15 protein-coding genes are annotated in these 20,703 nt (G+C 73.2%); 10 read left to right on the top strand and 5 right to left on the bottom strand.

Annotated elements, in window-relative coordinates:
* Positions 1-56: 56 nt before the first annotated feature.
* Together ACIQVL_RS38125 and ACIQVL_RS38120 are read right to left on the bottom strand one after the other, a co-directional pair.
* Complete coding sequence (locus ACIQVL_RS38125) at positions 57-848, bottom strand: DUF4118 domain-containing protein (protein ID WP_403477649.1); 792 nt, start codon at positions 846-848, stop codon at positions 57-59.
* Entirely contained in the window at positions 845-3,343 is a 2,499-nt protein-coding gene (locus tag ACIQVL_RS38120; RefSeq protein ID WP_403477648.1) for an ATP-binding protein, read from the bottom strand. Before ACIQVL_RS38120 ends, ACIQVL_RS38125 begins: the two co-directional genes overlap by 4 nt.
* 184 nt (positions 3,344-3,527) lie before the next feature.
* On the opposite strand from ACIQVL_RS38120, the gene ACIQVL_RS38115 reads away from it, so the two are divergent.
* Positions 3,528-5,087 (top strand): Na+/H+ antiporter, encoded by a 1,560-nt coding sequence (locus ACIQVL_RS38115; RefSeq protein ID WP_403442759.1) that lies wholly within the window; start codon positions 3,528-3,530, stop codon positions 5,085-5,087.
* Between the two features lie 7 nt (positions 5,088-5,094).
* On the opposite strand, the gene ACIQVL_RS38110 is transcribed toward ACIQVL_RS38115, so the two are convergent.
* Complete coding sequence (locus tag ACIQVL_RS38110) at positions 5,095-6,507, bottom strand: hypothetical protein (RefSeq protein WP_403477647.1); 1,413 nt, start codon at positions 6,505-6,507, stop codon at positions 5,095-5,097.
* Between the two features lie 705 nt (positions 6,508-7,212).
* On the opposite strand from ACIQVL_RS38110, the gene ACIQVL_RS38105 reads away from it, so the two are divergent.
* From ACIQVL_RS38105 to ACIQVL_RS38090, 4 genes are all read left to right on the top strand, one after another.
* Positions 7,213-8,022, top strand: a complete 810-nt coding sequence (locus tag ACIQVL_RS38105) for an SDR family NAD(P)-dependent oxidoreductase (RefSeq protein ID WP_403477646.1) — start codon at positions 7,213-7,215, stop codon at positions 8,020-8,022.
* Positions 8,023-8,634: 612 nt separating this feature from the next.
* Positions 8,635-10,590: an amino acid transporter gene (locus ACIQVL_RS38100; protein WP_403477645.1), complete on the top strand. Its 1,956-nt coding sequence runs from the start codon at positions 8,635-8,637 to the stop codon at positions 10,588-10,590.
* Positions 10,591-10,730: 140 nt separating this feature from the next.
* Positions 10,731-11,252 carry a hypothetical protein gene (locus tag ACIQVL_RS38095; RefSeq protein ID WP_403442748.1) on the top strand — a complete coding sequence of 174 codons (522 nt, stop codon included), beginning with the start codon at positions 10,731-10,733 and terminating at the stop codon, positions 11,250-11,252.
* Between the two features lie 50 nt (positions 11,253-11,302).
* On the top strand, positions 11,303-11,698 hold the full coding sequence (locus ACIQVL_RS38090) for a helix-turn-helix transcriptional regulator (RefSeq protein ID WP_351494654.1): 396 nt from the start codon (positions 11,303-11,305) through the stop codon (positions 11,696-11,698).
* Positions 11,699-11,702: 4 nt separating this feature from the next.
* Here ACIQVL_RS38090 and ACIQVL_RS38085 read toward each other — a convergent pair whose 3' ends face one another.
* Positions 11,703-13,190, bottom strand: coding sequence for a helix-turn-helix domain-containing protein (locus ACIQVL_RS38085; protein ID WP_403477644.1), 1,488 nt, complete (start codon positions 13,188-13,190; stop codon positions 11,703-11,705).
* A 185-nt stretch (positions 13,191-13,375) separates the two neighbouring features.
* On the opposite strand from ACIQVL_RS38085, the gene ACIQVL_RS38080 reads away from it, so the two are divergent.
* Together ACIQVL_RS38080 and ACIQVL_RS38075 are read left to right on the top strand one after the other, a co-directional pair.
* On the top strand, positions 13,376-14,191 hold the full coding sequence (locus tag ACIQVL_RS38080) for an FAD binding domain-containing protein (RefSeq protein ID WP_403477643.1): 816 nt from the start codon (positions 13,376-13,378) through the stop codon (positions 14,189-14,191).
* Positions 14,188-16,926, top strand: coding sequence for a molybdopterin-dependent oxidoreductase (locus tag ACIQVL_RS38075; RefSeq protein ID WP_403477642.1), 2,739 nt, complete (start codon positions 14,188-14,190; stop codon positions 16,924-16,926). The genes ACIQVL_RS38080 and ACIQVL_RS38075 overlap by 4 nt, the downstream gene beginning before the upstream one ends.
* Here the strand turns inward: ACIQVL_RS38075 and ACIQVL_RS38070 are convergent.
* Positions 16,841-17,329: a molybdopterin-dependent oxidoreductase gene (locus tag ACIQVL_RS38070; RefSeq protein WP_403442739.1), complete on the bottom strand. Its 489-nt coding sequence runs from the start codon at positions 17,327-17,329 to the stop codon at positions 16,841-16,843. The genes ACIQVL_RS38075 and ACIQVL_RS38070 overlap by 86 nt on opposite strands.
* Before the next feature lie 207 nt (positions 17,330-17,536).
* Here ACIQVL_RS38070 and modA point away from each other — a divergent pair, with 207 nt between their 5' ends.
* The 3 genes from modA (at position 17,537) to ACIQVL_RS38055 (ending at position 20,650) form a co-directional block, all read left to right on the top strand.
* Entirely contained in the window at positions 17,537-18,364 is an 828-nt protein-coding gene (modA, locus tag ACIQVL_RS38065; RefSeq protein ID WP_403442737.1) for a molybdate ABC transporter substrate-binding protein, read from the top strand.
* Positions 18,361-19,209, top strand: coding sequence for a molybdate ABC transporter permease subunit (gene modB / locus ACIQVL_RS38060; protein WP_362585172.1), 849 nt, complete (start codon positions 18,361-18,363; stop codon positions 19,207-19,209). Before modA ends, modB begins: the two co-directional genes overlap by 4 nt.
* A 322-nt stretch (positions 19,210-19,531) precedes the next feature.
* Positions 19,532-20,650 carry an ABC transporter ATP-binding protein gene (locus ACIQVL_RS38055; protein ID WP_403477727.1) on the top strand — a complete coding sequence of 373 codons (1,119 nt, stop codon included), beginning with the start codon at positions 19,532-19,534 and terminating at the stop codon, positions 20,648-20,650.
* Positions 20,651-20,703: the final 53 nt, after the last annotated feature.

Raw genomic sequence — 20,703 nt, 5'->3', positions numbered from 1 at the left:
AGCGGGAGCGAGACAGGCGCGGAAGCCGGACGGCGGGGCTGCCACCGACCCGCGGGTCAGCCCGCGCCCACCGGCCCCGCCGTGTCCAGCGCCGCCCCGGTCTGGTCGGCCAGCGTCACCGCGACCAGCCGTGCCTGCAACGGTGGTACCGGCCCGGGTCCCGGGGTGAGCATGAACCGGCCGAGGTAGTGCCCGTTGCCGTACGCGCGCAGCTCGGTCTCGCCCTCCGGCCAGCCGTCGCGGTCCGGGTCCCAGGTCCGGCGCCCGACGCTGATCGCGCCGTCCTTGCCCAGCCGCGGCGGCCGGCCCAGCAGGGTGCCGTACTCGAAACGACAGCCGGACAGGCCGAGCAGTGCGGTGAGTTCGCCGCGCACATGGTCGACGACGGTGTCGGCGGACTTGGCGGACCGGACCAGGTCCGCGGTGGTGTGGATCCGGGCGAGGTAGCCCTCGTCGGTCACCGTGATGACCTCCAGCTTGCGGGCGCGGGCCGCGAGCTGGGCGACGATCAGGCCGACGACGAGCAGCAGCAGGGCTGTCTCGATGTCGGCGCCGGCGCTGATGTCGAAGGTCTCGTACGGCCGGGTGAGGAAGAAGTCGAACCAGGCCGCCGCCGAGAGCGCCGCCACCGCCCCGGCGAGCCGGCTGCCCAGCGCTGCCACGGCGACGACCACCACGACCAGGACCAGCGCCGCGTTGGTGTGGGACAGGTCGGTGCGGAAGGGGACGAGGACGAGGGAGACCAGGAGGGGAGCGACGAGGCCTGCGGCGAGAGCGGCCCGGTCCCGGACGGGCATCGTGGGCCACCCGAAGGTCGTTCGTACGGGACCGGCATGCGTGGTGTTCATGTGGCACCTCCTACGTGCTGCGGGGTCCGGAAGGGCTGGGCCCGGTCGGCCAGGGGCAGCGAGACGACCATGGTCAGTCCGCCGCCCGGGGTGTCCTCGGGGGTCAGGGTGCCGTCCATCGCCTCGGTGAGCCCGCGGGCGAGGGCGAGGCCGAGGCCGAGCCCGGTGGTGTTGTCGGTGTCGCCGAGCCGCTGGAAGGGCTCGAAGAGCCGGTCGCGGCCGGTCGGGGGCAGGCCGGGGCCCCGGTCGATGATCCGGAGTTCGGCCCGCCCGGCCAGCGCGCTCGCCGTCACCAGCACCCGTGTGCCGGGCGGGCTGTAGCGGGCCGCGTTGCCCACCAGGTTGGCGATCACGCGCTCCAGCAGCGGCGGGTCGGCCAGCAGCGGGGGCATGTCCTCCAGGTCTCCGTGCACCTCGGCCGTCGGGGTGTCGGCGAGGGCGGTCGGGAGGACCTCCTCCAGGGCGGTGGCCCGCAGGTTGAGGGTGAGCACGCCGGCCTCCAGGCGGCTGAGGTCGAGGAGGTTGTCGACGAGGCGGCTCAGCCGGGCCATGGACTCCTCGGCGGTGGCGAGGAGTTCGTCGCGGTCCTCCGGGGAGAACTCCACCTCCCGGCTGCGCAGCGAGGTGACCGCCGCCCAGCCGGCCGCGAGCGGGGTGCGCAGGTCGTGGCCGACGGCCCGCAGCAGCGCGGTGCGCATCCGGTCGGCGGCGCGCACCGGTTCGATCTCGGCGGCGGCCTGGGCGAGCCGGGCCCGCTCCACCGCCGACCCGACGTGCGCGGCGAACGCGGCGAGCACCCGCCGCTCCGACGAGGAGGGTGTACGGCCGCGCAGGACCAGGTAGTTGCCGGGGCCCGCGGGCACGGCGGTGACGTCGGCGCCGTCCGGCGGTTCGTCGACGAGTTCGGCGGAGTCCATGCCGAAGGTCTCGCGGGTGCGTTCCAGGAGCGCCGGGATGGTCTGGCCGCCGCGCACGATGCTGCCGGCCAGCGACGACATGGTCTCCGCCTCGGCGGTGGCCCGGGCCGCGCGCCTCGACAGCCGCAGCGAGCGGTCGACGACGGCGGCGACGGTGGCGGCCACGACAGCGAACACCCCGAGTGCCAGCAGGGCGTTGGGGTCGTCGAGGGTGAACTGGCCGATGGGCGGGATGAACCAGTAGTTCAGCAGCAGGGACGCGGTGACGGAGGCGATCACGGCGGAGGTCACCCCGCCTATGCAGGCCACGCCGACCACCGCGAGCAGGAAGAGCAGGGCCTCGCTGGTCAGGTTGACGGTGCCGCGCACCTGGGCGAGGGCGACGGTCAGCAGGACCGGGAGCACCAGTCCCGCGACCGGACCGGCGATCAGGCGGCCGGTGGACAGGGTGCGGCGGCGGGACGGCAGCAGGGTGCCGCGGCCGGCCCGCTCGTGGGTCACCCGGTGGACGTCGATGTCGCCGGAGAGGGCGGTGACCGTCTCCCCCGTGCCCGGTCCGGTGAGGAAGCGCTCCAGGCGGCCGCGGCGACTGGTGCCGAGGACCAGCTGGGTGGCGTTCTCGGCGCGGGCGAAGTCCACCAGGGCGGTGGCCACGTCGTCGCCGACCACCGAGTGGTAGCTGCCGCCGAGGTCCTCGACCAGCCGGCGCTGCCGGGCCAGCGAGGCGTGCGAGACGCCGGCGGCCAGGCCGTCGCTGCGGGCCACGTGCACGGCGAGCAGGTCGCCGCCCGCCGACCGGTCGGCGATGCGCGCGGCCCGCCGTACCAGCGTGTCGCCCTCGGGGCCGCCGGTCAGCGCGACCACCACCCGCTCGCGGGTCTCCCACACCCCGCCGATGGCGTGCTCGGCGCGGTAGGACTGGAGGGCCTCGTCGACCCGGTCGGCGACCCAGAGCAGGGCCAGCTGGCGCAGGGCGGTGAGGTTGCCGGGACGGAAGTAGTTGGCGAGCGCCGCGTCGACCTTCTCGGGGGCGTAGATGTTGCCGTGCGCCATACGGCGGCGCAGTCCCTCGGGCGGGATGTCGACGAACTCGATCTGGTCCGCCTTGCGGACCACGTCGTCGGGGACGGTCTCGTGCTGCGGTACCCCGGTGATCTTCTCGACGACGTCCTTGAGTGATTCGAGGTGCTGGATGTTGACGGCGGTGATCACGTCGATGCCTGCCGCCAGCAGGTCCTCGACATCCTGCCAGCGTTTGGGGTGCCGGCCGCCGCCCGGGATGTTGGTGTGCGCGAACTCGTCGACGATCGCCACCCCGGGGCGCCGCGCGAGCACGGCTGCCACGTCCATCTCCTCGAACTCGCCGCCCCGGTAGTCGCAGCGCAACCGTGCCACGACCTCCAGGCCGTCGGTCATCGACTCGGTCCAGGGGCGCCCGTGGCACTCCACGTACCCCACCGCCACGTCCGCGCCCCGGGACGCGCGACGCTGAGCCTCGTCGAGCATGCGGTAGGTCTTGCCGACCCCTGGGGCGGCCCCGAGGTAGACCTTCAGTCGTCCGCGCGGTACGTCGTTCATCACCTCAAAGACAAGCGCGCCGCGGGCCCGCGGGTCCGGTCTCTTGACGCGTCTCTGGCGCCTCTGACGACGACGTTGACACTGTTTTGACGGCCCTTGGCCGGATAGGGTGAAGGCGGTGTGCCGGGAAGTCTGGTCGGCCGGGAGTCACAGTGGCTTCCGCTAGGGGCCCCAGGGGGACGGCATGCGCAGCGTGGGTACGGTTCTGGCACTCGTGGTTCTGGCCACGGTGGTGGCGACCTTCGCCCGCCGATGGCGGATTCCCGCCCCCTCCCTCCTCGTCGTCGCGGGCCTCGCGGTGGCCCTGCTGCCGGGCACCCCGACGATCCAGATCAGCCCGGAGGTCATCGGCCTCGTCGTCCTCCCGCCGCTGCTCTACGCCAGCGCGGAAGACCTCTCCTGGCGCGAGCTGCGGGCGGTGTGGAAGCCGGTCAGCGTGCTCGCGGTCGGCCTGGTGCTTGCCTCGGCCGCGGCCGTCGGCGCGGTCGCCTCGATGGTCACCCCGCTGTCCTGGCAGATGGCGCTGGTGCTGGGCGCGATCCTGGCCAGCACCGACCCGGTCGCGGTGACCGCGCTCGGCCGCCGGCTCGCCCTGCCGCCGAAGGTGCAGATGCTGGTCCAGGCCGAGAGCCTCTTCAACGACGCGACCTCCCTGGTCCTCTACCGGGTCGCGGTGAGCGTCGCGGTGGCCTCGGCGGCGGCGGACTGGGGGGCGGCGGGCGGCGAGTTCCTGCTGCTCGCGGGCGGCGGCACGCTGATCGGCGCGCTGGTCGCCGGGGTCGTCGCGGTGATCAGGCGGCGCACCGAGGACCCGGTCCTGGAGACGGTGATCTCCCTGGTCACGCCGTACGCGGCGTACGTCCTCGCGGAGGCGGCCCACACCTCGGGCGTCACCTCGGTGGTGGTGGCGGGCGTGGTCCTGGGCGGCCGCGGCGACCGGCTCACCAACGCCCGCATAAGGCTCCAGCTGCACGCCGTCTACGGCACGGTGGTCTTCCTGCTGGAGAGCGTGGTCTTCAGCCTGATAGGGCTCGCGCTGCCCGCCCAGGTGCGGGCGCTGTCCGACGGTGACCGGGCCTGGCCGCTGTACGCGCTGGCGGTGGCCGGCACGCTGATCGCGGTGCGGCTGCTGTGGCTGGCGCCGCTGTCGGCGGTCGTGCAGCGCAAGGGGGGCATACAGCGGCCGAACTGGCGGGTGCCGGTGGTGCTGACCTGGGCCGGCACCCGGGGCGTGGTGCCGCTGGCGGCCGCGCTGTCGATCCCGGAGGTGGCGAAGGACGGCTCGGCGCTGACGGAGCGGCCGCTGGTCCTCGTCCTCACCACCTCGGTGGTCGTGGTCACCCTGGTCGTGCAGGGCTTCTCGCTGGCCTCGGTGGTGCGCCGCTCGGGGATCGCCCTGGAACCGGACCACACCGAGCGCGAGGAGGCCGCCGCCCGCTGCCGGCTGGCCGACGCGGGCATCCGGCGCCTGGAGGAGCTGTCCGAGCTGGAGGCCGTACCGGACGTGGTCCTCGACCGGCTCCGGCGCGGCCTCAACGCCCGCCTCGACGACGCCCGCGACCGCCTCACCGACAGCACCGCCGAGTCGGCCGACCTGGTCTACCGGCAGCTGCGCCGCGACCTGATAGCGGTGGAGACGGCGGAGCTGCGGCGGCTGTACGACGAGCACACGATCAGCGACACGACCCGCAGGCGGCTCCAGCGGTCCCTGGACCTGGAGGAGGCGCGGCTGGCGGACGCGTAGCGCCCGGTCAGCGGAACTCGGCCAGCCGGGGCCGCAGCCCCAGCCCCGTCAGCCCCACGGCCAGGAGCAGCAGCCCACAGGCCCAGGGGAGCCGGCCGGTCAGCTCGCCGCGCCCTGCGGTCACCGACTCGTCGAAGTGGGCGCGGTTGATGTCCGTCACCTTGTCCAGCGCCGCCATCCACGTGCCGAAGTGCGCGTTCGACGTGCCCGGCTCCCACCCCATGCAGAACTCCACCGCCTCCTGTTCCCGCCCGGCCGCGAGCAGCGCGCGGATCTTCCGGTCGTCGCGCTGGTAGACGGCGTACGCGTCGACCGTCCTCTCGGCCGCGGCACGCTCCCCCGGGAAGGTGATGTTGTCCAGCTCGCGCCGGAACTCGCCGGTGAAGCGTGGGTGGGCGGGGTCGGTGCGGTAGGCCCGCCAGGTGGCCGCGAGGCCGGCGTCGTAGCCGGACAGGGTTGCGCCCCGGATGCCGTACAGCTGCTGGGACTTGGCGAGGAAGGAGTCGGCGTAGCGGGTGCGGCGCTGCGGGTCGAGGAGGTAGCGGCTCTCGTCGGCGTTGGCGTCGTAGGCGATGGCGCGGGCGCGGGAGAGGGCGACGACGGAGTCGAAGGCGTCGCGCCGGGCCACCTCCAGGTGTGCCGCGGAGGCCGAGAGGAGCTGGGTGCCGAGCGTGACGGCGATCAGGGTGCACACGGTCGCGGCCAGGATGCCGGGGTTGAGGATGCGGCGGAAGCTGCGGGCCAGGTACCACTGCAGGACACCGAGGACGGCGAGGAGCAGCAGGCCGAGGACGGCCACGGCGGCAAGCTGGGCGGAGAGCGCCGAGCGGGCCGCCGTGTAGCGGGAGTCGAAGGCACCGTCGTTGGAGGAGACCAGCTTGCGGGCGTCCGGCAGGAGGCTGTCGCGCAGCAGGTCGGTGGCGCCGCGGTAGTCGGTGAGCGCGTCCGGTCTGCCGCCGGTGTGGCGGTCGTTCTCCAGGGCCCGGCCGATGAGCTCCTGGTACTCGGCGAAGTCGTCGGTGATCGACTCCACGGTCTTCTCGTCGGCGCGGTCCCCCTGGGCGGCGGCCGCGAGGGTGCGCAGGTCGTGGCCGATCTCGCGGCGGGCGTCGCCGTACATGCTCACCGCCTTGGTGTGCGGGGTCTCCAGTTCGCCCTGTCCGCCGTTCCCGCTGGACAGCAGGATGTTGGCGGCCTGCGCGTCCATGTCGTTGAGGGCCAGTTCGAGGCCGGCCGCACTGGTGGTGCGCGGGGCGTCGCGGTCGGCCACGTCGTCCCAGGTGCCGTTCGCGGCAAGGCCGGCGGCGAGCAGCAAAGCGCCCAGGGCGAGGGCAAGCAGGACCGTGGCCGCGCGCAGAAGGCGCAGCCGGGCCGGTACGGTCGACCGGAGACGGCGGCGCAGAGCGGCCCGCGCGGCCACGATCCGCTTCCCCGGGCGTCCGGCGGACCCCGGGGTCGGTACGGGCGGCGGGACGACCGTGACTTGCCGCGGCTCTTCGACAGCCTCCGCCGGAGGTCTGTGTGCTGTGCCGGCCGTGATGGTCACGGTCCCCTCCCAGGTACCCGCCACGGACGGTCGCCCGTCCCCCGCGCCGATCAGTCTGTGACCGGATCCGGCCACGACCGGTCGGTCTTGATGGGCTCCTGACGCCTCTTCAGGCCGGTTTGACGGGACCTTGACGGGCCGCGGGCGTCAGCGGCCCCGGGCCACGGCTCCGCTGCGGACCGTGCGGCGGCCGGGGTGCCCGTTCCGGCCCCGACCGAGCCTCACCGGTTCGGCCGAACGGTCCCGCCAAGGACCCGTACACGAACGTCAGGACCCCGTCAGAGAACGGCACTTCGGCTTGTCCGGGGTCTGCGGGACGGCTTCCATGGAGCCTGTGAACAGCGCCTGGCTCCTCTTCGACCGGCCGCCGAGTCCTGCTCGGCCGCTCCGTCGTGTGCCGCGCTGCCCGGAAGCCGTCGCGTTCCGCTGACGCGGCCTCCGTGCCCCACGGGCGCCGGCCCTCGCCCTCTCGCCAGGGGACCTGACCCGGTCCGGCGCCCGCTTTCCGTCTTTCACCCCGCACGCCCGCCGCCGCCCCCCTCCGGGGCCGTGGCGCGTGCCCGCACCCCGGATGGGATCATGCCCGAGTCCCCCCTTTCATCCCGTACCGTCCTGGTCACCGGAGCCACCTCCGGCATCGGCCTGGAGACCGCCCGGCTGCTCGCCGAGCGGGGCGCCACCGTGCTGCTGCACGGCCGCACCGCCGAGGAGGCCCGCGCCGCCGCCGACCGGCTCGTCGCCACCGCCGGGATCGACGCTGGCCAACTGTGCACGTATGCGGCCGATTTCACCCGTCTCGACGAGGTCGAGAGCCTCGCGCACAAGGTGGTCACCGAGCACCCGCACCTGGACGTCCTCGTCAACAACGCGGGCATCGCCGCGCCCGAGCGGCACACGGTGACCGCCGACGGCAACGAGATCGCCTTCCAGGTCAACTTCCTCGCCCACTACCTGCTCACCTGCCTGCTGGAACCGGCCCTCACCAGCGCCCCCGGCGGCCGGGTCGTCAACGTCTCCTCGGCCCTGCACCGCACGGCCTCCATCCAGTGGTCCGACCCCAACCGCTCGCGCAGCTACTCCCGGCTCGCCGCGTACGCCCAGTCCCAGCTGGCCCTCACCGTGTTCGCGGCCGACCCGCGCGTCACCGCCGTCTCCGTGCACCCCGGCGCGTGCGAGACCGCGCTGCTGCCGCTCTACGCCCACGAGGGCGCCCCGGCCGCCGAGGGAGCCGCACACGTGGTCCGGCTCTGCGACCCGGCCGTGGAGATCGTCAACGGGGCCTACTACGACCGCGACGCCCGCGTCGAACCCGCTCCGGCGGCGACGGAGGACCGCACCGTCAGGCGCCTGAACAGGCTGGCCGAGGTGCTGGTCGGCCGCACCGCCTGAAAGCCATCCCAGTGCATCGGAGTTGACCCACATGTCCAAGCGAGCGCGCAAGAAGAAGGCCCGCCGCAGGAAGAAGTCCAACCACGGCACCAAGGCCGGCCAGGGCTGACGCCTCCGGCGGTACGGCGACGGGGGCAGCGGCGCTGAGGCCGCTGCCCCCGTCGCCGTTCCCCGAGCTCTGCCCCGTCACCCGGCAACGCCGGACAAGCCGGAGTCCCGGCCACCGGAATCGGCCGCCGGTGGGCCGACCGCGCGGTGCGGCCGGCTCGATCGCCGCGTCCCGCGCCGGTCACGTCGTCCTGCGCGGCGCCGCGGACGGAGCAGGCCGCACGTCGCACAGGATTCCGGACGGCATAACGCTCGGTGTCCGGAGTCCGGCACCCACCCGCTGTCCCCCGTACAGCCCAACGCTTCCTTCCGGCCTCCGAGCCACCTTTTCTTGATGCTCCGCCACCTCCTGCCAGGCGATTCTTAACGCAAGCTTGACGCCCAGCTCCCTCCGATCCGTGGGCCCACGCGTCACTCTCTGCATACGCTGGTGCCGCCGTCTGCGTGATGGCCGGAATCGAACTGCGCCGCACCTCTCCGCGCCGGACACCAGGAGCCGACCCCATGGCCACGACCGAACACCCCCCTCCCAGTCGCCTGCGCGCCTGGATGCTGGAGGGGCTGTCCGACATGGGCAAGGGCGGCGGCCACACCGGCCCCCACGCACAGCCCGAACCCGCGCACCAGGGCCAGCGCTGGTGGCGGGTGATGTGCCTGACCGGTGTCGACTACTTCTCCACCCTCGGCTACCAGCCGGGCATCGCCGCCCTGGCGGCCGGCCTGCTGTCGCCGATCGCGACCATCGTGCTCGTCATCGTCACCCTGGCCGGCGCGCTGCCGGTCTACCGCCGCGTCGCCGAGGAGAGCCCGCACGGCGAGGGCTCCATCGCGATGCTGGAGCGGCTGCTCTCCTTCTGGCAGGGCAAGCTCTTCGTGCTGACCCTGCTCGGCTTCGCCGCCACCGACTTCCTGATCACCATCACCCTGTCGGCCGCGGACGCCTCGACCCACCTGGTGGAGAACCCGCACCTGACCGACTTCCTGCAGGGCAAGCAGATGGTCATCACCCTGTTCCTGGTGGCCCTGCTCGGCGCGGTCTTCCTCAAGGGCTTCCTGGAGGCGATCGGTGTCGCGGTCGCCCTGGTCGGCATCTACCTCGCACTGAACGTCGTCGTCGTGATCGTCGGCGTCTATCACGTCATCACCGCCGAGCACGTCATCACCGACTGGACCAGCGCCCTCACCCAGGAACACGGCAACGTCTTCGTGATGATCGGCGTCGCCCTGATCGTCTTCCCGAAACTCGCCCTCGGCCTGTCCGGCTTCGAGACCGGCGTCGCCGTCATGCCGCACGTCAAGGGCGAGCCGGGCGACACCGAGCAGCAGCCCACCGGGCGGATCCGGGACACCAAGAAGCTGCTCACCACAGCCGCCCTGATCATGAGCTGCTTCCTCATCGCGACCAGCTTCATCACCACGCTGCTGATCCCGGAGAACGAGTTCAAGTCGGGCGGCAGCGCCAACGGCCGTGCGCTCGCCTACCTGGCCCACGAGTACCTCGGCAACGTCTTCGGCACGGTCTACGACGTCTCGACCATCGCCATCCTGTGGTTCGCCGGCGCCTCCGCGATGGCCGGTCTGCTCAACCTCATGCCCCGCTACCTGCCCCGCTACGGCATGGCCCCGCACTGGGCCCGTGCGGTGCGCCCGATGGTCATCGTCTTCACGCTGATCGCCTTCCTGGTGACCTGGATCTTCGACGCCGACGTCGACGCGCAGGGCGGCGCCTACGCCACCGGCGTGCTGGTGCTGATCAGCTCCGCGGCGGTCGCGGTGACCATCGCCGCCCGCAAGGCCGGGCAGCGCAAGTGGACGATCGGCTTCGGGGTCATCTCGGCGGTCTTCCTCTACACGACCGTCGTGAACGTCATCGAGCGCCCCGACGGTGTGAAGATCGGTGCCTGCTTCATCGTCGGCATCATCCTCGTCTCGCTGCTCTCCCGCCTCGCCCGCGCCTTCGAGCTGCGCGTGACCAGCGTGACCCTCGACGACATGGCGGAACGATTCATCCGCGATATGGCCAGTCGCAAGATGCGGTTCATCGCCAATGAGCCGGACCGGCGCGACAAGGCCGAGTACCGCGACAAGATCGAGCAGATCCGGGCCGACAACGACATGCCCGAGCAGGAGGACTTCGTCTTCGTCGAGGTCACGGTCACCGACCCCTCCGAGTTCGAGGCGGGCCTGACCGTCCGCGGCGAGGTCCTGCACAACCGCTACCGGGTGCTGACCCTGGAGTCCGCCTCCATCCCCAACGCCCTGGCCGCGCTGCTGCTGCACGTCCGGGACGAGACCCGCTGCATCCCGCACATCTACTTCGAGTGGACCGAGGGCAGCCCGTTCGCCAACTTCCTGCGCTTCTTCCTCTTCGGCCAGGGCGAGGTCGCCCCGGTCACCCGGGAGGTGCTGCGCGAGGCGGAGCCGGACCGCGACCGGCGGCCGCGCGTCCACACGGGCTGAGGGCCGCAGGCCGCAGGCCGCAGGCGGGACACGACGCGACGGACACGGGGCGTAAGAATCCCGTCAATAACCGCTCGGTCCGCATAAGAACCCTGTCAGCGGTCGTTCCCGAGCCTTCGCCGCCGCCTACCGTCGGCCTCATGGAGGACAGAAGACCCGGAGGCCGGGCCGCCGGTGACCGTACCTGGCGCGGAAGCGCACGCCTCGCCGTGGGATCCGCCCTCGGCTTCGGCGGACTGACGTTCGCCGTGGACTGGGACGCCGGCACCCTCACCCCGGCCCGCGCCCTGCTCTGGGTCACCCTGTCGACCGCGATCCTCGTCATGCTGCTGCCCGCCCGCGTCACGGCGGGCCCCGGCTGGCTGGCCGTCCGCGGCCCGCTGCGCCGCCGTACCGTCCGCACCGACTCCCTCGTCTACGTCGGCCAGTACGGGGACGTCGCCGCGCATCTGGTCCTGCGCGACACCCGGGGCAACCGGCTGGAGCTCGACCCGGGCGTCCTGCATGCCAACCCCCTGCTCTGGCACGAACTGGACACCGGCGTCCGCCGCTCCCTGGAGCGGGGCACGCTGCGCCGCGGCACCGAGGTACTGGCCCGCCTCGGCCACGAGATCGACGACACGAACGCCCGCGCGGTTCTGGAGGCGTCCGGCCTCAGCTGACCGGCGACCCCACGTCCTCGCACCCCGCCACCTGGCCCTATGGTGAGCCCATGCCCTCCTACACGATCGGCCAGGCGGCACGGCTGCTCGGCGTCAGCCCGGACACCGCCCGCCGCTGGGCCGACGCGGGCCGGATGGCCACCCACCGCGACGAGGGCGGCCGGCGGCTCATCGACGGCACGGACCTCGCCGCGTTCTCCGTCGAACTGGCCAAGGCCGGCACCGCCGAGGAGGACGCCTCCTACACCTCGGTCCGCAACGCCTTCCCCGGCATCGTCACCGCGATCAAGCTCGGCGACGTCGCCGCCCAGGTCGAGATCCAGGCCGGCCCGCACCGGCTGGTCTCCCTGCTGACCCGGGAGGCGGTCGAGGAACTCGGCCTGGAGGTCGGCATGGAGGCCACCGCCCGGGTGAAGTCCACCAACGTGCACATCGACCGCGTCTGACGGGTCACCTGCACAGCAGGGCGGCCCACAGGTCCAGCCGGTCGCTCAGCCGGGACAGGTCCCGGCCGGTGAAGTGCTCCACCCGCTGCATCCGGTAGTGCACGGTGTTGACGTGCAGGTGCAGCGCCTCAGCCGTGCGCGCCCACGAGCCGTCGCAGGCCAGGAAGGTCTCCAGGGTGCTCAGCAGCACGGCGGAAGCGGCGCGTCCGCCGGTCAGCAGAGGGCCGAGCACCGTACGGCTGTAGGCCGCGCGGACGTCGGCGGGCACCCCGGTGAGCAGCGCGTCGAGACCGGTGAGCGCGCCGGCGTCGGTGAGGGCGGAGGCGTCCGGCGCGGTGGTACGGGCGGAGGTGAGCGCGTACCTGGCCTGTGCCAGCGCACCGGCCAGCCCGGCGGGCCCGGCCGTCGCCACCCCGGTCCCGCCGTGCAGCGGGACGCCGAGATCGCAGCCGGCGACCAGCGACCAGGCCTCGGCCGGCGGGTCCTGGGTGGCGGGCAGCACCGCGAAGGCGCCCCCGTCCGGCAGCCGGCCCACCGCAGCGTGCGCCGCGACATGCCCGGCGACCTCCGCCAGCGCACCCTCGGCGAGCCCCGGCCGCCGGGCCCCGGTGTCCGCTACGACCACCCGGTAGGGCCCGTCGGCGGGCAGCCCGCACTCCCGCACCGCGGCCTGCAGCGCCCCCTCGGCCGCCGCGGCCCCGGCCCCGGACAGCAGCGCGCCCAGTTCGTCGGCCGCCTGCCGCTCGGCCGACCGGTGCCGGACGGCCGTCTCCTGGCAGCGGCCCAGCGCGGCCGCCACCTCGTGCAGCATCCCGGCCGGCGCACTGTCCGGGTCGGGCAGGTACAGCAGCCAGCGCTCGTACGGCGAGACGCTCTCGGCGGCGACGGACACCGTCATCCCGGGCCCGTCGGCGACCAGTTTCGCGGCCTCCCGGGCCGGCACGCCCGGTGCGGCGGCGGTGGCCGCGACGGTCCGGCCCGACGGTGTGAAGACGTGGGCGACGGTCCGGTCGAGATGCGCGAAGGCCGCCGCGAGCAGGTCCGCGGGCCCGGCCTCCTGGGCGAGCAGTCTGCTCAGCCGGACCCGGGCGTTCTCCGGCAGCGCCTGCCGGCGGCTCAGCTCGCCCCACTGCCCCAGGTACACGGTGTCCGTGATCGCCCGGAACATGATGTGCGCCGGCACCCCGGCGACCGGGACGCCGTGCCGGACGCAGGCCTCCACCAGCTCCCCGGGCACGCCCCCGTGGGTCTCCTCCCCGGCGAACAGTGCCGCGGCCCCGGCCGCCTTGAGGGCCGACACGAACCGCTCCGCCTTCCCCGGCGCCCACCACACCAGCCCGCTGAGCACCACCTCCCCGGGCCGCACGAAGCGGGCCGGGTCCTCCAGGTCGGTGACCGTCACCCCGCTGATCTCCCGGGCCAGCAGGGCGTCCTGCGCCCACAGGGGACGCAGCCCGAGGGTGCGGTCCGTCAGGAGGTGTTCCACGTGCATGTACTCAGACTCCTCGTGCCAGCCTCGCATTCACCAGGTGAGTGCGAGTTACAGCATCGTAAATGCAAGTCTTTCCGCACGGAACGTTCCTTGGTGAATCATCCAGGACCGGCCCTGCCCGGCTCGGTTTTTCCGTGCCCCGCACCAGTCGTGCGGGGCACGCGCGCGTTGCTTCACTGACCGGCATGGACCTGAACACGGTGGTGGAGATCCGCGACGCCCGGGACCCGGCCCCCTGGCGGCCCGGCGACGCCTGGCTCGGCGGCGGGACGTACCTCTTCTCCGAGCCCCAGCCGCACCTGCGCCGCCTGGTCGACCTGAGCCGCACCGGCTGGACCCCCGTGCACCGCACCGCCGACGGCGCCCTGGAGATCGCCGCCACCTGCACCGTCGCCCAGCTCTCCCGGTACGCGCGGACCCTGCCCACGGCGGCCGCTCCCCTCGTCGAGCAGTGCTGCCGGGCCTTCCTCGCCTCCTTCAAGATCTGGAACATGGCCACGGTCGGCGGCAACCTCTGCAACGCCCTCCCGGCCGGCCCGATGATCTCCCTGACGGCCGCCCTCGACGGGGAGTGCCTGCTGATCGCCCAGGACGGCGCACGGCGGCGGGTCCCGGTCGCCGAGTTCGTGACCGGAGCGGGCCGCAGGGACCTGGCCGAGGGCGAGCTGCTGCGCTCGGTCACCGTCCCGGCCCGCGCACTCGACCGCCGTACCGCCTTCCGCCAGGCCTCCCTCTACGGCCTGGGCCGCTCCGGTGTCCTGGTGATCGGCACCCTGGACCCCGTCGACGGCTCGTTCGCGCTGACGGTCACCGCGTCGACCGTGCGACCGGTGCGGCGGTGGTTCCCGCTGGTGCCTTCGGCGGAGGCGCTGCGGGCGGGGGTCGGGGCGGGGGTCGGGGACGGGGAGTGGTTCGACGACATCCACGGCCTGCCGGAGTGGCGGTGCCATATGACATATCACCTCGCCGAGCAGATCCGCCGCGAGCTGGGAGAGCGATGAAGATCGAGGTCAACGGCCGGTCACAGGACGACGAACCGCGGCCCGGCCAGTGCCTGCGCACCTATCTCCGCGAGCACGGCTGGTTCGGGGTGAAGAAGGGCTGCGACGCGGGCGACTGCGGAGCCTGCACGGTCCACGTGGACGGCGAACCGGTGCACAGCTGCCTCTACCCGGCCTTCCGCGCCGACGGCCGCACGGTCACCACCGTCGAGGGGCTCGCCTCCCCCGACGGCGAACTCCACCCCGTGCAGCGGAGGTTCCTGGACGCCCAGGGCTTCCAGTGCGGCTTCTGCACGGCCGGCTTCCTGATGACCACGGCCGCCCTCACCGACGAGCAACTCACCGATCTCCCCCGGGCGTTCAAGGGCAACCTGTGCCGCTGCACCGGCTACCGGGCCATCGAGGACGCGGTGCGCGGGGTGAAGCACGTCGAGGAGCCGTCCGCCGGCGAGTCCGTCGGCCGCAACCTGCCGGCCCCCGCCGGACCGCAGGTCGTCACCGGCACCGCCCGCTACACCTTCGACGTCGACGTGCCCGGCCTGCTCCACATGAAGCTGCTGCGCTCCCCGCACGCCCACGCCCGGATCGCCTCGATCGACACCTCGGCCGCGCTGCGGGTACCGGGCGTGCACGCCGTCCTGACCCACCACGACGCCCCGGAACGGCAGTACTCGACCGCCCGCCACGAGCACCCCGAGGAGGACCCGGCCGACACCCGCCTCCTCGACGACACCGTCCGCTACATCGGCCAGCGGGTCGCGGCGGTGGTCGCGGAGAGCGAGGCGGCGGCGGAGGAGGGCTGCCGGCGGATCTCGGTGGTGTATGACATTGCACCAGCGGTCCTGGACCCCGAGGAGGCCATGCTCCCCGGCGCCCCCGTCGTCCACGACAAGGACCCCGCCACCGCCCGCATCTCCCGCCCGCACGCCAACGTCGTCGGCGAGGCGCACGGCGAGATCGGTGACGTCGAGGCCGGGTTCGCCGAGGCCGACGCCGTCCACGAGGCGACCTACCGCACCCAGCGGGTGCAGCACGCCAGCCTGGAGACGCACGGCGCGGTCGCCTGGCTCGACGAGGACGGCCGTCTCACCGTCCGCACCAGCTCGCAGACCCCGTTCCTCACCCGCCGCGCCCTGTGCGCCCTCTTCGACCTGCCGCCGGAACAGGTCCGGGTGGTCGCGGGCCGGGTCGGCGGCGGCTTCGGCGGCAAGCAGGAGATGCTGGTCGAGGACATCGTGGCCCTGGCCGTGCTGCGGCTGCGCCGCCCGGTGAAGCTGGAGTACACCCGCGCCGAGCAGTTCTACGGCGCCACCACCCGGCACCCGTTCACCGTGCACGTGAAGGCGGGCGCCCGCCACGACGGCACGCTGACCGCACTGCAGTTCCGGGTGGTCTCCAACACCGGCGCGTACGGCAACCACGGCCCGGCCGTGATGTTCCACAGCGTGGGCGAGTCGATGGCGATGTACCGGGCTCCGCACAAGAAGGTCGACGCCTACTCGGTCTACACCCACACCGTCCCGGCCGGCGCCTTCCGCGGTTACGGCCTGGGCCAGGTGCTGTTCGCGGTCGAGTCGGCCCTGGACGAACTGGCCCGGCAACTCGGCCTGGACCCCGTCGACTTCAAGGCCCGCAACATCATCGGCCCGGGTGACTCGATGCTCACCCCCGGCGGCCACGAGGAGGACCTGCACATCGCGAGCTACGGCTTCGACCAGTGCGTCTCCATCGTGCGCCGGGCCCGGGCGGAACCCGCCGCCGCGGCCCCCGAGGGCTGGCTGGTCGGCGAGGGCGCGGCGCTGGCGATGATCGCGACGGGCCCGCCGGGCGGCCACATCGCCGACGCCAGGGCCGCCCTGCTGCCCGACGGAAGCTTCGACCTCGCCGTCGGCACGGCCGAGTTCGGCAACGGCACCACCACCGTCCACCGCCAGATCGCGGCCGGTGAACTCGCCACCACCGTCGACCGGATCACCGTCCGTCAGTCCGACACGGACGTCGTACGGCACGACACCGGCGCCTTCGCCTCCACCGGCACCGTGGTCGCCGGCAAGGCCACCCTGCGCGCCTCCCGTGCCCTCGCAGACCTGCTCCTCGACTTCGCCGCCGCCCACCTGCGCGTGGCGCGCGCCGAGTGCCGGCTGGCGGAGGAGGCCGTCCTGCACCCCGGCGGGCGGCTGCCGCTCAAGGAGCTGTACGCGGCCGCCCGCGCGGTCGGCGTCGAGTGCGCCGCCGACGGCCACTTCGGCGGCACCCCGCGCTCGGTGGCCTTCAACGCGCAGTGGTTCAGGGTGGGGGTGGACCCCGGCACCGGGGAGATCCGCATCCTGCGCAGCGTGCACGCCGCCGACGCGGGCAAGGTGATGAACCCGATGCAGTGCCGCGGTCAGGTGGAGGGCGGGGTGGCCCAGGCGCTCGGCGCGACTCTTTTCGAGAACGTACGGCTGGACGCGCGCGGCCAGGTGGAGACGGCCGCGTTCCGCCGCTACCGGCTGCCGCAGTACGCCGACATCCCGCGCACCGAGGTGCACTTCATGGAGACCGCCGACACCATCGGTCCGCTGGGCGCCAAGTCGATGAGCGAGAGCCCGTTCAACCCGGTCGCCCCCGCCCTGGCCAACGCGCTGCGCGACGCGACGGGCGTCCGGTTCACGGAGCTGCCGCTGACGCGCGACCGGGTGTGGCGGGCACTGGATGCCAGCCGCCGTAGCCCCCGTCCACCCGGATCTCCCTGATGCCACTGATGTGCCGGGCCCCGCAGCGGTCCTGCGGCAGCACCAGTTGGGGACCGGCCCGGTCCAGCGGGGTGTCGTCGATGGTGACACCGAGCAGAACGGGCGCCTGGCCGAAATCGGGGTCGATCTCCGCCCAGGAGAGCAGCGCGTGGTGCCCGTCGGCGCCGGAGACGGCGATGAGGAAGCGCAGCCTGTCCTTGCGCCGGCCGGGGTCGAATCCGGGTCCGGCGGCGGTGAGGACGTCGTACAGCCGCGGTCCGGTGAAGGCGTGGTGCCGGATGCCGCTGGTGGCGCACTCGAAGCTGACGCGAACCCGGTGCTGGGGCCGGCGCAGGAGGTCGGGCACGGTCAGCCGGGCCGGCCGTGCGAGGTCTCCGGTGAGGACGAGTTCGGCGAGCGTCATGTGCGGCCACCTCCCGGATGACGGTACCCGCGACAGGTCACCGTACAAACGCACATGCCAGCCCCGGTCCGAAAGTATGCAGCTCATGCGATGTGACAGAAGACTTACGCCTGGCAATTGCGGCAGTATCATCGCCACGCGGACTGATAGACAGGTCGCAGCAGGGCGCGACAGATTGTTCATAGGATCCAGAGGAGTTCACTCGTGATGACCCCTTCCGTGCGCCGGACCCGGCGCACGCTCCAGGTGGCCGGTGCCTCGGTCGCGGCCCTGCTGGCCCTGAGCGCCTGCTCCTCCTCCGACGACAACTCGTCGGCGACGACGAAGTCGGACACGTCGGCGGCGGCGACGCCCAAGCTGTCGGGCTCGATCACCGTGTTCGCCGCGGCCTCGCTGCAGGAGAGCTTCACGACGCTCAAGGCCGACTTCGAGAAGGCCCACCCCGGTACCAAGGTGAACTTCAGCTTCGGCGGCAGCGACACCCTGGCCGCACAGATCACCAGCGGTGCGCCGGCCGACGTCTTCGCCGCCGCGAGCGCCAAGACCATGGCGATCGTGACGGACAAGAAGGACACCGCGACCACGCCGGCCACCTTCGTCCGCAACCAGCTGGAGATCGCCACCCTGCCGGGCAACCCCGACAAGATCTCCTCCCTCAAGGACCTCACCAAGTCCTCGCTCAAGGTCGTCCTCTGCGACAGGACGGTGCCGTGCGGTGCCGCCGCGCAGAAGGCCCTGGACGCCAGCAAGCTCAAGCTCACCCCGGTCTCCTACGAGGAGGACGTGAAGTCCGCCCTCAACAAGGTGGTCCTGAAGGAGGCCGACGCGGCCGTCGTCTACCAGACCGACGTGAAGGCCGCCGGCAGCAAGGTCGAGGGCGTGGAGTTCCCCGAGTCCTCCGGCGCGATCAACGACTACCCGATCGCCCTCCTCAAGAACGCCCCGAACCCGGCGGTGGCCAAGGCGTTCATCGCCCTGGTGCAGTCCGCCGAGGGCCAGCAGGTACTGAACGACGCCGGGTTCCTCAAGCCGTGACGAAGGCCGACGAGTCCGGCGCCGCGGCCGGCACCCTCACGGGCGGTCCGCGGCGCCGGCGCGTTCGGTCGGCCGTACCGCTACCGCTCCTCCTCCCCGGAGCGGTAGCCCTGGTCTTCCTGCTCCTGCCGCTGGTCGCCCTGCTGGTGCGGGCCCCCTGGCGCAGCCTCCCCTCCCTGCTCACCAGCACGGAGGTCTGGCAGGCCCTCCAGCTCTCCCTGGTCTGCGCGACGGCGGCGACGGCCGTGAGCCTGGTCCTCGGCGTGCCGCTGGCCTGGCTGCTGGCCCGCACGGAGTTCCCCGGCCGGGGATTCGTCCGCGCACTGGTCACCCTCCCCCTCGTCCTCCCCCCGGTGGTCGGCGGTGTGGCCCTGCTGCTCGCCCTCGGCCGCAACGGGGTGGTGGGCCAGTGGCTGGACTCCTGGTTCGGCATCACCCTCCCCTTCACCACCGCGGGTGTGGTGGTCGCCGAGTCCTTCGTGGCCATGCCGTTCCTGGTGATCAGCGTCGAGGGCACGCTCCGCGCCGCCGACCCCCGCTACGAGGAGGCGGCCACCACCCTGGGCGCCTCCCGCTTCACGGCGTTCCGCCGGGTCACGCTCCCCCTCATCGCCCCCGGCATCGCGGCCGGCGCGGTCCTGGCCTGGGCCCGCGCACTCGGCGAGTTCGGCGCGACGATCACCTTCGCCGGCAACTTCCCCGGCCGCACCCAGACCATGCCGCTCGCCGTCTACCTCGCCCTCCAGAACGACCCCGACGCGGCGATCGCGCTCAGCCTGGTGCTGCTGACGGTGTCGATCGCGGTGCTGGCGGCGTTGCGGGATCGTTGGATGACGGCATCATGAGGACGACCCGGTGGACGACACCCCGATGACAGACCAACACCCCACACCCGCCGACAACACACAGCCCCCTCACGAACCAGCCTCGCCGACCAACGGCACCCGGCCCGCTCACGAACCAGCCTCGCCGACCAACGGCACCCGGCCCCCTCACGAACCAGCGGCGCCCGCCGACGACGCTCGGCCCCCTCAGGAACCAGCCGAGCCCGTCGACGACGCGCAGCTTCGTCACGCACCACCCGCAGCCGCCGACGGCGCTCAGCCCCCGCAGGGGCCACCCGCACCCGACACTGATGCCCGCACGGGTGGTGCGGGTGGGAACCCAATCCCGGCCGAAGGCCGGGTCGCACCCCCCACGGACCCGCACCCGCACCCGCACCCACACCCGAACCCCACCGGCCTCCACGCCCACCTCGTCGTCACCCGCCCCGCCTTCCACCTGGACATCACCCTCACCGCCGCCCCCGGCGAGGTCGTCGCCCTCCTCGGCCCCAACGGCGCCGGCAAGACCACCGCCCTCCGTGCCCTGGCCGGCCTCACCCCCCTCACCACCGGCCACCTCCGCCTCGACGGCACGGAGTTGGACCGCACACCCCCCGAGTCCCGCCCGGTGGGCGTCGTCTTCCAGGACTACCTCCTCTTCCCCCACCTCACGGCCCTCGACAACGTCGCCTTCGGCCCCCGCTGCCAGGGCGCGTCAAAGGCCGCGGCCCGCGCCCAGGCCGCCGCCTGGCTGGACCGCATGGGCCTCACCGAGCACGCCGGCGTCAAACCCCGCCGCCTCTCCGGCGGCCAGGCCCAGCGCGTCGCGCTGGCCCGCGCCCTGGCCACCCGCCCCCGGCTCCTCCTCCTCGACGAGCCCCTCGCCGCCCTCGACGCCCGCACCCGCCTGGAGGTACGGTCCCAACTCCGCCGCCACCTGGCCGAGTTCGAGGCGGTCGCGGTACTCGTCACGCACGACCCGCTGGACGCCATGGTGCTGGCCGACCGCCTGATCGTCATCGAGGACGGCCGCATCGTCCAGGAGGGCACCCCCGCCGACATCGCCCGCCACCCTCGCACCGACTACATCGCCCACCTGGTCGGCCTCAACCTCTACCGGGGCCGGGCCGAGGGCCACACCGTCAAGCTGGAGGCGGGCCCCTCGAACACCACCGCCGTCACCACCACCGAAGTCCTCGCCGGCGACGTCTTCGTCGCGTTCCCGCCGAGCGCCGTCACCCTCTTCCGGGACCGCCCGACCGGCGCCAGCGCCCGCAACCTCTGGCGCTGCGAGGTCGCAGGACTGGAGACCCACGGCGACCAGATCCGCGCCGACCTGACCGGCGAACTCGCCCTCGCCGCCGATCTCACCACGGTCGCGGCGGCCGAACTGGACCTGCACCCCGGCGCCACGGTCTGGGCGACGGTGAAGGCCACCCAGACGCACGCCTACCCGGCGTAAAAGCGGGAGGCCCCGCCGAAGCGGGGCCTCTGCCGTACTGCCGCACCCGGTGC

This window comes from Streptomyces sp. NPDC090499, from assembly GCF_044769305.1.
GTDB lineage: Bacteria > Actinomycetota > Actinomycetes > Streptomycetales > Streptomycetaceae > Streptomyces.
This window is presented reverse-complemented; position numbering and strand designations above follow the sequence as displayed.

Bases quoted from the DNA above. Each gene is read 5' to 3' on its own strand.
- ACIQVL_RS38095 (WP_403442748.1), top strand. From the start codon at position 10,731: ATGGAGGACAGAAGACCCGGAGGCCGGGCCGCCGGTGACCGTACCTGG.
- ACIQVL_RS38085 (WP_403477644.1), bottom strand. From the start codon at position 13,190: ATGCACGTGGAACACCTCCTGACGGACCGCACCCTCGGGCTGCGTCCC.
- ACIQVL_RS38105 (WP_403477646.1), top strand. From the start codon at position 7,213: ATGCCCGAGTCCCCCCTTTCATCCCGTACCGTCCTGGTCACCGGAGCC.
- ACIQVL_RS38120 (WP_403477648.1), bottom strand. From the start codon at position 3,343: ATGAACGACGTACCGCGCGGACGACTGAAGGTCTACCTCGGGGCCGCC.
- ACIQVL_RS38125 (WP_403477649.1), bottom strand. From the start codon at position 848: ATGAACACCACGCATGCCGGTCCCGTACGAACGACCTTCGGGTGGCCC.
- ACIQVL_RS38115 (WP_403442759.1), top strand. From the start codon at position 3,528: ATGCGCAGCGTGGGTACGGTTCTGGCACTCGTGGTTCTGGCCACGGTG.
- ACIQVL_RS38075 (WP_403477642.1), top strand. From the start codon at position 14,188: ATGAAGATCGAGGTCAACGGCCGGTCACAGGACGACGAACCGCGGCCC.
- ACIQVL_RS38080 (WP_403477643.1), top strand. From the start codon at position 13,376: ATGGACCTGAACACGGTGGTGGAGATCCGCGACGCCCGGGACCCGGCC.
- modA (WP_403442737.1), top strand. From the start codon at position 17,537: ATGACCCCTTCCGTGCGCCGGACCCGGCGCACGCTCCAGGTGGCCGGT.
- ACIQVL_RS38090 (WP_351494654.1), top strand. From the start codon at position 11,303: ATGCCCTCCTACACGATCGGCCAGGCGGCACGGCTGCTCGGCGTCAGC.
- ACIQVL_RS38100 (WP_403477645.1), top strand. From the start codon at position 8,635: ATGGCCACGACCGAACACCCCCCTCCCAGTCGCCTGCGCGCCTGGATG.
- ACIQVL_RS38070 (WP_403442739.1), bottom strand. From the start codon at position 17,329: ATGACGCTCGCCGAACTCGTCCTCACCGGAGACCTCGCACGGCCGGCC.